The organism is Streptomyces anatolicus, assembly GCF_019400875.1.
Lineage (GTDB): Bacteria > Actinomycetota > Actinomycetes > Streptomycetales > Streptomycetaceae > Streptomyces > Streptomyces anatolicus.
Window position 1 is genome coordinate 1 of the sequence record NZ_WMBF01000193.1, and the last position, 11,516, is coordinate 11,516.

Genomic DNA, 11,516 nt, shown 5'->3' on the forward strand with positions numbered 1-11,516 from the left:
GGGGCCGGGTGGGGGCCATCGCCTCGGCGGCCTTGACCGCCTTGGTCATCACCGCGAGCTCGGCCGAGGCGGTGCTGCGGCGGATGTGGCTGAACTCGTAGCGTTCCTCGGCCCGGGCGTGTGCCTGGACGTCCTTGCGCAGCTTGAGCAGCTGGGGCATGAACTTCGGGTCGTCGGTGTCCAGTGCGTCGAGGGCGGACAGCGTCTCCTTGGCCGCCTTCTCCTCGGCGAGGCGTTCCTCGACGACCTGCTCGCCGCCGGGGAGTGCGCGCCGGGCGAACGGGTGGACGACCTCCTCCTCGGCGGTCTCGTGCACGGCCAGCAACCGCACAAGGCGGCGGAACGCGTCCCCGCGCTCCTCGCCCTTGGTGGCCTCGACCTCGTCGAAGAGGTTGCGGATGTCGCCGTGCTGGCGCATCAGCAGGGAGACGACGTCGTCGTCCTTGGCCATGTCGTCCCCGGCGTGCGGGGTCTTCAGCTCGGACATCTCGGCCTCCCTCACTTCTCGCGCTGGGCGGGGTCGGGGTGGTCGCCCTCGCTCTGCACGCGGTACTCGCGGCCGAACATGGCGTCGTGCTCGGTCATCACCCGGTCGCTCGGGGGCGCCTCGCCGCCGTGGATCCGCTCCTGCATCTGCTCGAACCCCTCATGGGCCTCACGCACATAGCCGGCGCCCAGAGTGGTCAGGTCCATCTGCGTGTCGAGCAGTTCACGCAGGTACCCCTTGTTCGGCTCGAAGGTGAGTACGTCGGGCAGCTGGGGCGCGAGAACCGAGGCGGGGTCGCGGCCGTCGTGCCGGCGCATCAGGTCGCAGGCGGCGTGCAGGTGCTCCAGCTCCATGTTCAGGTGCAGCTCCCAGATCGCCTTCACCTTGGGGTCGCTCTCCTGCTCCATGAAGGAGTAGTACAGGTAGCACTCGTTGTACTCGTGGTTGACCAGCTGCTCCCACCACGTCTCGCCCGGGTCGACCAGCGACTCGTAGTGAGTAACGTGCTCCTCCTCGATCAGCCCGATCTCCTGGTACAGCTGGCGGGCGATCGGCTCCATGTACGTGGGGCCGGTGTTCATGTAGAAGTTCATGGTCTGCTGCTCGGCCGACAGGATCGTCAGCGCGTGCAGCTTCGACAGCGGACTCGTCTCGTCCTTGGCGTACGCGTCGCGGACGTTGTCGACCGGGTCACGGTGGTGGAACCTGGTCGGCCGCCCGGGCATGACCTCGGTCAGGCCGTCGACGATCGACTCCGCCTTGCGGTGCTCGATCATCTCGTACAGGTTCGCGTACCGGTACAGATGGTCGAAGTCCTCGAGCACACCGAACTCGTACGCCTGCTTCAGGTACGGGTCCGGCTCCATCCGCGCCACCCATGCCGTCAGGTCCACCGCGACCTGCTCGTAGGCGATGGTCGTCTCGAGGACCGACGACACCCCCGGAAGCAGCCAGTTCACGACCTTCTGCTGCTGCGCCTCCAGGTAGCGGACCCGCGCCAGCTGGCGTTTCACCTCGGGGTCGACCGTGTTCCGGGCCAGCTGGTGGCTGAAGAGGATCGCCTCGACCTCGATGCCGTTCATCGTGATGATCCGGCAGCGGGTGTACGGGTCGCAGTGGTCCGGGTCGATCGGATCCACGTTCAGCTCACGCCAGCTGCGCAATTGGCGGTCGAGCGGGATGCCCCGCTGTTCCAATGGATTGAACGTCATGGCGTTGCCTCCTGGGGGGCGGGACGAGCGGGGCTCGTGCGCGGCCCAGGTACCCCGTTTCAGGCGACGAGCACGGACCAGCTCCTCAGTCTGTTCACCGTGAGTGCTATTGAGCCACCGCTCAGGGCCGGGGGCGGTGGGGTTCCCCCCGACGGACCAACGGGCGCGCCGCATGCTGATCACTGGTGACTGATCACTGATCACCGCGCGCTCGTGTGGGTACAAGGAGCCCATGCCGGAAGTGGTGCAAGCAGGTGGATGGGGATTGCTGGCGGGCTGCGCCCTGCTGCTGGGAGCGGCGTGCGGTTATGCGCTGCGGGTGCCGCAGAAGGTCATCGCCTGGGTGATGGCCTTCGGCGCGGGCGTGCTGCTGTCCGCGGTCTCGTTCGAGCTGGTCGGTGAGGCCTACGAGCAGGATGGCCTCGGCCCGGCGGCCCTGGGAGCGCTGGGCGGGGCGGTGGCCTACACGCTGGGCAACATGTGGCTGGCCCGCCGTGGCGCCCGCCACCGCAAACGCTCGGGCCACCACGGGGACGAGTCGCAGCCTTCGGAGCAGGCACAGAGCGGGTCGGGCCTGGCGCTGGCCCTCGGCGCCCTGCTGGACGGCGTGCCCGAGTCGGCGGTGATCGGCGTCAGCATGCTCGAAGGCGGTGCGGTCAGCATGGTCACGGTGGCGGCGGTGTTCATCAGCAACATCCCGGAGGGACTGTCGAGCGCGGCCGGAATGAAGCGGGCCGGGCGCGGTAAGGCCTACGTCTTCGGCGTCTGGGGCGCGATCGCCGCGGCCAGCGCGGTCTCCGCGGTGCTCGGTTACACCGTGGTCGGCGGGCTGCCGGTGGCGGTGGTCGCCGGGGTCACGGCGGTGGCGGCGGGGGCGATCCTGGCGATGGTGGCGGACACGATGATCCCGGAGGCGTTCCGGGAGGCCCCCATGGCGATCGGCCTGGTCACGGTCAGCGGCTTCCTGGTGTCGTTCGCGCTGTCGCATGCGTGAGGTGGGGCGCCGGGGGATCGCTCCCCGGGCGCGGGGCTGGGTCCCGTATCCAACCCGCGCTGGTACGCGTTGGCGGTGCATGAACCGTATGCACGTCAGTAGTGCGCTGGCTCTGCTCACCGCAACCGGCAGCGCCCTCGGCATCGCCGCACCCGCAAGCGCGACCTCCGTCATCGGCTTCGGCAACGCCGCCTTCGACAACGCCTGCGCCGCCCTCGGCGGCCCCAGCGCCAGCGGTGCCACGACACAGCACAGCGGCATCCTCACCGGCCTCGGCGCCGCCGTGCCCGCCGGCAGCGCAGGCAACCAGTGCGGCACCCTGGGACTGCCGACGAGCCTCCATGAGATGGGCGGGGTGGATGTGATCGGCACGGTGACGGGCGGGGAGGTCTAGCCACACGGTGGCGAGGGTCACCTCCCCCACTCTGACACCGCCCCGGATCACTGGGTACCGGTGAACGCCCCTTTCGTTTCAGGCGTGGGTGACCGCACCGCGGATTTGATCAACCTCGACCCGCAAGGCACCGAGACCGACTCGACGTGTGTGGTCCGCTGCTCCAGACCGGGCTGGTCCGCCCCGTAGACGTCTTCGCTCACGACCTGATCGAGACGGGTTAACGGCGTGCCAGGTGGCCACGAAGACTCCTCGCCCCACGGGCAGAGGAAGATCGATCGCATGAAAGCATTTGCATCCTGAGCATCGCCAGATGCCCCGAGATGCCGACGCCTCATCTGGAGTCAGAAGTGAACCGCCATTTCCTGCCCGTTGCGGTCGCGATCGCCGCAAGCACTGCACTCTTGCTGACCGGATGCGGCTCTGGCGGTAGTGACGACGGCTCGTCCGACAAGATCAAGGGTGCCGGAGGCGGAGACAAGGACACCTCGACCTCCGCCAGCCCGTCGGCGAAGCCGGATGGAGCCAACCGGCCGCAAATCAAGCTGCCGCCCACGTTCCAGGTGGAGTTCGCCGGCTGGACGAACAGTGATCCAAAGCTGCAGGCCATCATGGATGACGGGAAGCAGCAGCTCCTCGCCTCCTACGCGGCCATTGCCGAGGGCAATCCTGAAACGGCGCCGATGGCGTTCTACAACACGGGCGAGGCTCTGGCCACAGGCAAGAAGTGGATCAGCGGCTTCGCCGACGAGGACTTGACCATCATCGGCAAGACACGGACATACAAGCCGCAGGCGCGGATCAGCCCGGACGGCTCGGGCACCTTGTTCTACTGCTCGGACGAGAGCAAGGCATCAACGCAGAACCGTAAGACCAAGAAGGTCACCGGGACCCCGGCCGACAAGGCGCAGGTGCTGTACCGGACCAAGCTGCGCAAAACCAGCCAGGGCGTATGGCAGACCACGTTCGTGGCGACCACCCAAGGTGGGTGCCAGTGATGAGGCGGAGCAGTACCAGGGCGATCCTGAGCGCGACCGCCACAGTCCTCATGCTGTCCTTGGCGACGGCGCAGCCGGTGGCCGCGATCGGAGGTGATGGCGGCCGGAACCCCTCCAAGCCCGGTCACGCCGGAGGGGGAGCCTCAGGGAAAGAACTCTATGCGCAAGTAGGCCAATCCAGGATCGTCGTCAAACAGTCCGGTGGCGGTACGGCCAAGCCTTCCACCGGCGCGCTCGCCCCGGTGGACCCCGACTGGCGGCCCCCGGCGTGCTGGTACGAGCCGGTGGCCACGCCCGAACAGCTCAAGGACGCGGTCGAGGACATGAAGGGCACGAGCAAGTTGCTGCCCGTGAACTCCCAGCGCAGGTGGTCCGAGGAGTTGCTCGTCGACACGTATGACAAGGGCGAGCAGACCTTCTCCTCCGAGGCCACCAAGAACTACAACATCGGGAAGCGGGGGATGTTCTGGCGGGACGTGGTCCGCACGGGACATGAGGACGACATCGAGGCGATGGACTGCTCACGGACCATGTTCTGGCAGAACGCCGACACCGTTCCCGACGACCCGAACGCACCCACCCCCGAGGTGCTGGCCGCCTACGCCTACGACAAGATCCGCGTCCCGGACACGAAGGTCGAGCTGAAGCCGCAGGGCGAGTCGACAGTGAATCTGCCCACCTGGGTGTGGCTGGACAAGGCCGTCTTCAAAGACGTCGAGGTGCGCGCCGAGCTGCCGAACACCCCCTTGTACGCGGTGACGACCGCGAAGCCGGTGGCACTGCACTTGGAGCCGGGCACCGACGATGCGAAGACGCTTCCGGCCTCCGGTGACTGTCCGGTCAATGAGGACGGCTCCATCGGCACCCCGTACACCAAGGGCTCCTCCCAGCAGGACCCGCCGTGCGGTGTCACCTACCTCCGCGCCACGGGCGGAGAGCCGTACCAGCTGAATGTCTCCGTCACCTGGGAGATCTCCTGGAAGGGCACCGGGGGAGCCAAGGGTCGCCTGCCCAACGGCACCTTCGAGACCACCCAGGACATCAACGTTCGGGAAATCCAGTCCATCAACCGCTGACCGCCGCCGACGGACTGGTCGGCCGGTCGGCACAGCACACGCACAACCATTTCAACCAACGGGGGGCGGACACGTATGTCGGATCTGAAGAAGGATGCGGAGGCCCTGCACAAGGCGGCTTCTGCGCTGGGCAAGGCGGAGGATCACACCCGTAAGCCGTTGCATGACTTCAAGGCCGCTTCGCATGACCTGTCCGCGTTCGGGGTGCTGGGTTCGCTGATGAGTGCCAAGGACGACATCCAGGACGGCATGGACACCATCGCCAAGCTCACCAAGGACCTGCACAAGGAGTGGGAGGCGGAGGCGAAGTTCATGGACGACGTCTCCGACGCCTTCGACCTGCTGGATGTCCTGTTGTCCGCCGCGGCTCGCGCCAAGAAGGGCTGAGCCGTACATGGGTTTCGACATCATCCCCGGCGACGCCGAGTTCGAAATTGACGCCGGGGACCTCAATCCCCTGCACTGGATCAACAAGGCCAATCACGCCTTCGGCAACACCCTCGCCAGCGGGCTGGAGTTTTTGGGCATCACCGACCCCGCCGTCGATCCCGACGGCGTCCGCGAGATCGCCAAGCAGTGGCGGGCCCTGGCCAAGGGGCTGGACGCCGCGGCCCGCGATGCCGAGACGGCCCTGAAGGACCTGGAGTGGGAGGGCAAGGCTGCCAAGGCTCTTCACAAGCGGGCCAAGACCGCCCGTACCCAGGCCACCGAGATGGCCGACTCGCTGCGCAAGGGCGCCAAGGCGCTGGATGACTTCGCCGACGAGGCCCACGCACTGCTGACCGAGATCGGTGTGCTCCTCGCCGAGATCGCGGAGTTCGAGATCGCGAGCCTGGCCCTGTCGGTGCTGACCGGCGGCCTCTCCGTGATCGCCGGGAACCTCGCGGCCGGCGCGCGGGCCGTGAAGGTCGTGGGGTTGATCGCCCGGATCGAGAAGTCCGGGTCCCGTATGGCCCGGGTCATTCGCACTGTCATGGAGGCGATCCGTGGTCTGGAGCGGGCGCTGAAGGCCCTCGGGGAGATCAAGACGATCGCCAAAGCTGGCAAACTCGCGGGCGAGGGCATGAAGTTCTCCGCCTTCGACGCCGCCCTGCGGGATCCCGGCGTCTTCAAGGACCCGGGCAGACTGGCGGAGCTGCTGGCCACCGGTGCCGCCTTCGGCGTCGGCGCCGGGGCGCTGGGCAAGGCCCTTGGCAAAGGCCTCGGCAAACTCAAGCCCAGCGAACTCGCCAAAGTCAGCAAGGCACTGAAGCTGGACGGCTCCGGTCTGTCGCGACTGAGGCTGCGCCCATCCGAGTGGGAGAAGCTGCCCGCATCGATCCGGTCCATGTTCAAGAAGTGCGACCGTGACCCGATCGATGTCGCCACCGGCGACATGCTGCTGCCCCAGACTGATGTCGAACTGCCCGGCACCCTTCCCCTTGTACTGGAACGGACCCACCTGTCGTCGTACCGGTGGGGCGGCTGGTTCGGTCCTACTTGGGCCTCCACCCTCGACCTGCGCCTCCAAGCCGATGACGACGGCATCGTCTACGCGGCAGCCGACGGCGCACGACTGGTCTACCCGTACCCTGCCCCCGGAGCCACCGACGCCGTCTATCCAGAGACCGGACCGCGAATACCCCTGGCCTGGGACGACGAGGTCGACGGCGCACTGCGCATCACCGACCCCGACAGCGGGCTGGCCCACACCTTCCACACTCCACGGCCCACCGACCACAGCGACGCTGTCGACTTGCCCCTGCAGCACATTCAGGACCGCAATGGCCAGCGCATCACCCTCCACTACGCGGCCGATGGCACCCCTGTGGAGGTAGCGCACTCCGGCGGCTACCGCATTGCCATCGACCGCCACCCCGGCCTGCCTCGCATCAGCGCCCTGCGCCTGCTCGACCCCGAGCGCCCGGAGAGCCCCGGCACAGTGCTCGTCTCCTACGACTACAGCGAGGACGGGCACCTCACAGAGGTCACCAACTCCTCCGGTCTACCTCTTCGGTTCACCCACGACTCCGAGGGCCGTATCACCTCGTGGATTGACCGCAACAACAGCGCGTATCAATACAGTTACGACGCGCACGGCCGAGTCGTTCGTACTGAGGGCAGCGCCGGCCACCTCTCGGGAACGCTCAGCTATGGCGACGCCTCCCGTACGACCACGGTCACCAACTCCCTGGGCCACACCACACGATATGAACACAACGAGGCTCTGCGTCTCGTCAGAGAGACTGACCCGCTTGGCCACACAACTGTCCAGGAATGGGATGCCGAGCACCGACTGATCGCCGTCACCGACGCCCTGGGCCACACCACACGCTACGCCTACGACGAGCAAGGCCGCGTCACATCCGTGTGCCTTCCCGACGGCCGCCGAGCCGACGCGGAGTACAACGGGTTCGGTCTGCCGACCACCATCACCGAGCCCGACGGCTCGCAGTGGAGCCAGGAATACGACGAGCGGGGCAACCGCACTCGACTCACCGATCCGGCCGGTGCCACCACTCACTACACCCATGCCTCCGACGGCCACCTCACGGCTATCACCGATGCGTTGGGCGACACCGTGCGGGTGCGCTGCAACCCCGCAGGGCTGCCCATCGAAGTCACCGATCCGCTCGGGGCGCGTACTGCCTACGAACGGGATCGTTACGGACGCCCGGTGACCCTCACCGACCCCCTAGGGGCTGTGACCCACCTCGCCTGGACGGTGGAGGGCAGGTTGGCGCGCCTCACCACTCCAGACGGTGCCAGCGAATCTTGGGAGTACGACGGCGAGGGCAACTGCACCAGGCACACAGACGCGCTGGGGAACGTTTCTGGCTACAAGTACACCCACTTCGATCTCCTCTCGGCACGCACCGGCCCAGACGGAGTCCGACATACCTTCACTTACGACACCGAACTTCGTCTGACCCAGGTCACGAACTCCCGTGGCGAGACCTGGCGCTACGCCTTCGACCCTGCGGGTCGGCTCGTCTCCGAGACAGACTTCGACGACCGCATACTCACTTACACCCACGACGCCGCGGGACGGCTCACTTCCCGCACTACGGCAACCGGACAGACGGTCCGCTATGAGCTCGACTCCATGGGCCGCACCTTGGCCAAGGACGCGGCCGGCGCCGTGACCACCTACTCCTACGATGCGGCAGGCCGTTTGACGCAAGCCGCCGGCCCCGAGGTAGTGCTGACCCTCCGCCACGATGCGGTCGGACGTCTGGTGTCCGAGACGGTCAACGACCGCGCCACCACCTACACCTACGATCTACTGGGCCGCCCCACTTCGCGCACCACCCCCATGGGCGTGACCAGCACCTACACCTACGACGCAGGCGGCCACCGCACCCAACTCAACCTAGGCGGCCGCAGCCTGACCTTTGAACACGATCCGGCGGGCAACGAATTGGCGCGGCACTTCGGCCGCAAGCTCACCCTGACCAGTGCCTTCGACCCCCTGGGACGGCTGCGTAGCCAGACAGTCACTGATGCCCGACGCGGCTCAATTCAGAAGAGGGCCTACACCTACCGCGCCGACGGCGCTCTCGTGGAACTCGATGACCAGCTCAACGGGCCCCGTCGGTTTGAGTTGGCCGCTACCGGACGTGTGACCGCGGTCCAAGCTGCCGACTGGACCGAGAGCTACGCCTACGACGAGACGGGCAACCAGGTGTACGCCTCATGGCCGGACACTCACCCGGGCTATGAGGCCACCGGTTCGCGTACGTACAGCGGTACACGGCTCACCCACGCCGGCAGGGTCCGCTATGAACACGACGCGGCCGGACGCGTCACTCTGCGCCAACGCCACCGCCTCTCCCGCAAGCCCGACACCTGGCGCTACACCTGGGATGCCGAAGATCGCTTGCGCCAGGTAGACACCCCCGACGGCACCCTGTGGCGCTATTCCTATGACCCTCTCGGACGCCGCGCTGCAAAACAACGCCTGACGGCCACCGGCGAAACGATTCTGGAACAGACCGACTTCACATGGGACGGGCCAATTCTGTGTGAGCAGACCACCCGTTCGTATGGCCTTCCCAACCTGGTCACCCTCACATGGGATCACGACGGCCTGAGCCCGATCACCCAGTCCGAACGGGTCGCTGTCGCCGATGCCCCCCAAGACGAGGTCGACTCACGCTTTTTCGCCATCGTCAGTGATCTCGTCGGTGCGCCCTGCGAACTCATCGACGAAGAAGGAAGCGTCGCTTGGCGCTCCCGCAGCACCCTGTGGGGAACGACGGCATGGGCGACGGACAGCGATGCATACACGCCTCTGCGTTTCCCTGGCCAGTACTACGACGCGGAGACTGGTCTCCACTACAACTACTTTCGCTACTATGACCCCGAAACCGCCCGCTATCTCACCAGTGACCCGCTCGGACTGGAGCCCGCACCAAATCCATCCGCCTATGTGGACAACCCGCACATAGCTGGTGACCCGCTGGGGCTTTCTCCGTGCATGATCGGGTCCAGGAAGAGTTCCACGCAGCTCCGAAATGCCCCAGGGTCGGTAACGGGAGGTAGTCGGCTTCCTGACGTGAACGGTAGATGGCTCAGGGGATCGGAAGGAAATGCTGGGCGCATCCCTGGGCAGGTGGCGAGAGGGCTGCAAGGGCGACAGTTCAAAAGCTTCAATGATTTCCGGTCGGCGTTTTGGGAGGAGGTGTCCAAGCATCCTGACATCGCCAAGCAATTCTCCAAGTCCGGGCAGACGGCAATGGCGGGCGGCAAGTCCCCCTTTGTCCTCGCGGCCCAGGCGGAGCCCGGCCAGTACCGGTACGTCCTGCACCACTTGCAACCCATCCAGCGTGGTGGCGGCGTCTATGACCTTGATAACCTTGTCGTTATAACCCCGCGCTACCACAAAGAAATACTCGACCGCGGCTACCATTTCGGTAAATGAAGCTGCCGCTGAAAGGATGTCCCAAGTGCCCCGCGAGACTCGCGCAGAACTCATTGAGATTGTGCAAATGCTTATTGACGCGTCTCTTTCGGAGGTGGAGGAGGATGCATTGCTGGAGGAATTGAAGGCGAGTGTCCCACATCCGCGCGTATCTGACCTGATCTTCCACCAGGATCCCCCGCTGACAGCGGAGGAAGTAGTCGACCAGGCATTGGCCTACCGGCCCATCGAACTGTAAGGGCATAACAGAACGCTGCTCCTCCTATTCCTCCCCCATCCGTCCCTCGGAGATGTGGACGGGTACCAGGTCGGTAACCCCCTGGCCGTATGGCAGGCGGGAGCCCCGGTAAGTGGGCGGCTTTGATCATCCAGTGCACGAGGGTCTGCGGGGTGTTGGTGCGATGCACCCAGATCGGCCCTCACGACTCCGGGAAGAGAGGTGCTGCCCGCCGCTGTCGAAGAGAGATACGACGCTCTGAGCAGGAGGCGCGGCCGCACCCCCATGCCCGAGCCAGTACGCACGGAATTGCCGAGGGGTGGTTGCCCGACTGCGTCGTGACGTTGGCGCGGTACCCGTGATCAGCTGCGGACTTCGGCGCTGTTGTCGGTGACCGCTCGAAACAGCTCGCGAGCCCGCTCGCAGAGCTGCTCCACCTCCGTGATGTCCGGCTCGTCACCGTCCGCCAGCATCCGGGCCTGGAGCTGCTCGGAGCGCAGACCGCCGTAGCGGCCCGCACCTCAGCGGTCACCGGCTGGACCGCGATGTGCAGGTGCTTGCGCGCGTCGCGGCCGTGTGACCACATCACCCCGTCACATCCACGCGCATCAGCGTATGCAGAGCCCACAGCGACGATGTGCGTACGCGGCGGTGCGCGATTCCCAGGCCCCCAGCCGTTCCGCCCTGGGCGATCTGCTGGACCACTACATCGACGGCGAGACTTCCATCGGCTGAGGCACTGCCGGAGCCGCCCACGCTCCCGTTTTAGCCGCCAACCAGGAGCGCCCGCGTGAGCGAGCAGTCCGACAAGCTGCTCCCCAGACCGTGGTCTGCGCAGCCGGCGTCGGCCGGCTGATTACGGCAGCGCACGAGCCGCACTGGGATGTCGGCGTCGTCACCACTCCACAAGAGGTCGGCTCGCTTGATGCGGAGGCAGTGGAGACCCAGACCCGCCGCCCGATCCGCTCGGCCTGGCGGTCACCCGGGGAGCAGCGCCCGCGTCGAGCTGCGAATGCGAAGGCCCTCCCGTCTGTCGGACGGAAGGGCCTCTCGCCAGGTATTTCTCTGTGCCCCCGGCAGGATTCGAACCTGCGACACCCGCTTTAGGAGAGCGGTGCTCTATCCCCTGAGCTACGAAGGCGAGGTGGTGGCGTCGGTCCGTGGGGACTGGGTCACCGCCGTCAGTGTAGCGGGTGGTCGTTTCAGGGTTTGGGGGTTGGGGGGTTGGTCCTGGGG

9 protein-coding genes, 1 tRNA gene and 1 pseudogene are annotated in these 11,516 nt (G+C 66.5%); 8 read left to right on the plus strand and 3 right to left on the minus strand.

Annotation, left to right across the window (positions count from 1 at the left end; translation table 11 throughout):
• Together GKQ77_RS18310 and GKQ77_RS18315 are read right to left on the minus strand one after the other, a co-directional pair.
• On the minus strand, positions 1-487 hold a 487-nt coding region (locus GKQ77_RS18310), incomplete at its 3' end, for a hemerythrin domain-containing protein (RefSeq protein ID WP_219689911.1).
• 11 nt (positions 488-498) lie between these two features.
• Positions 499-1,698, minus strand: a complete 1,200-nt coding sequence (locus GKQ77_RS18315; protein WP_219689914.1) for a hypothetical protein — start codon at positions 1,696-1,698, stop codon at positions 499-501.
• 232 nt (positions 1,699-1,930) lie between these two features.
• Between GKQ77_RS18315 and GKQ77_RS18320 the strand changes: the two genes are divergently transcribed.
• From GKQ77_RS18320 to GKQ77_RS33460, 8 genes and pseudogenes are all read left to right on the plus strand, one after another.
• Positions 1,931-2,692: a ZIP family metal transporter gene (locus tag GKQ77_RS18320; protein ID WP_219689916.1), complete on the plus strand. Its 762-nt coding sequence runs from the start codon at positions 1,931-1,933 to the stop codon at positions 2,690-2,692.
• A gap of 88 nt (positions 2,693-2,780) precedes the next feature.
• Positions 2,781-3,086 (plus strand): hypothetical protein, encoded by a 306-nt coding sequence (locus GKQ77_RS18325; RefSeq protein ID WP_219689918.1) that lies wholly within the window; start codon positions 2,781-2,783, stop codon positions 3,084-3,086.
• A 350-nt stretch (positions 3,087-3,436) separates the two neighbouring features.
• A complete protein-coding gene (locus tag GKQ77_RS18330) occupies positions 3,437-4,084 on the plus strand; it encodes a hypothetical protein (protein ID WP_308117704.1) in 648 nt (215 codons plus the stop codon).
• Positions 4,084-5,160, plus strand: coding sequence for a hypothetical protein (locus GKQ77_RS18335; RefSeq protein ID WP_219689922.1), 1,077 nt, complete (start codon positions 4,084-4,086; stop codon positions 5,158-5,160). Before GKQ77_RS18330 ends, GKQ77_RS18335 begins: the two co-directional genes overlap by 1 nt.
• 75 nt (positions 5,161-5,235) lie before the next feature.
• Positions 5,236-5,547 carry a hypothetical protein gene (locus GKQ77_RS18340; RefSeq protein WP_125514157.1) on the plus strand — a complete coding sequence of 104 codons (312 nt, stop codon included), beginning with the start codon at positions 5,236-5,238 and terminating at the stop codon, positions 5,545-5,547.
• A 7-nt stretch (positions 5,548-5,554) separates the two neighbouring features.
• Positions 5,555-10,063, plus strand: a complete 4,509-nt coding sequence (locus tag GKQ77_RS18345) for a pyocin-S2/colicin E7-DNase domain-containing protein (RefSeq protein ID WP_258021516.1) — start codon at positions 5,555-5,557, stop codon at positions 10,061-10,063.
• 25 nt (positions 10,064-10,088) lie between these two features.
• Positions 10,089-10,301 (plus strand): bacteriocin immunity protein, encoded by a 213-nt coding sequence (locus GKQ77_RS18350; RefSeq protein ID WP_258021518.1) that lies wholly within the window; start codon positions 10,089-10,091, stop codon positions 10,299-10,301.
• 769 nt (positions 10,302-11,070) lie between these two features.
• Positions 11,071-11,306: pseudogene (locus GKQ77_RS33460) on the plus strand (flavoprotein); the annotation flags it as partial.
• Positions 11,307-11,348: 42 nt separating this feature from the next.
• On the opposite strand, the gene GKQ77_RS18360 reads toward GKQ77_RS33460, so the two are convergent.
• A tRNA-Arg gene (locus GKQ77_RS18360) sits at positions 11,349-11,421 on the minus strand.
• Positions 11,422-11,516: the final 95 nt, after the last annotated feature.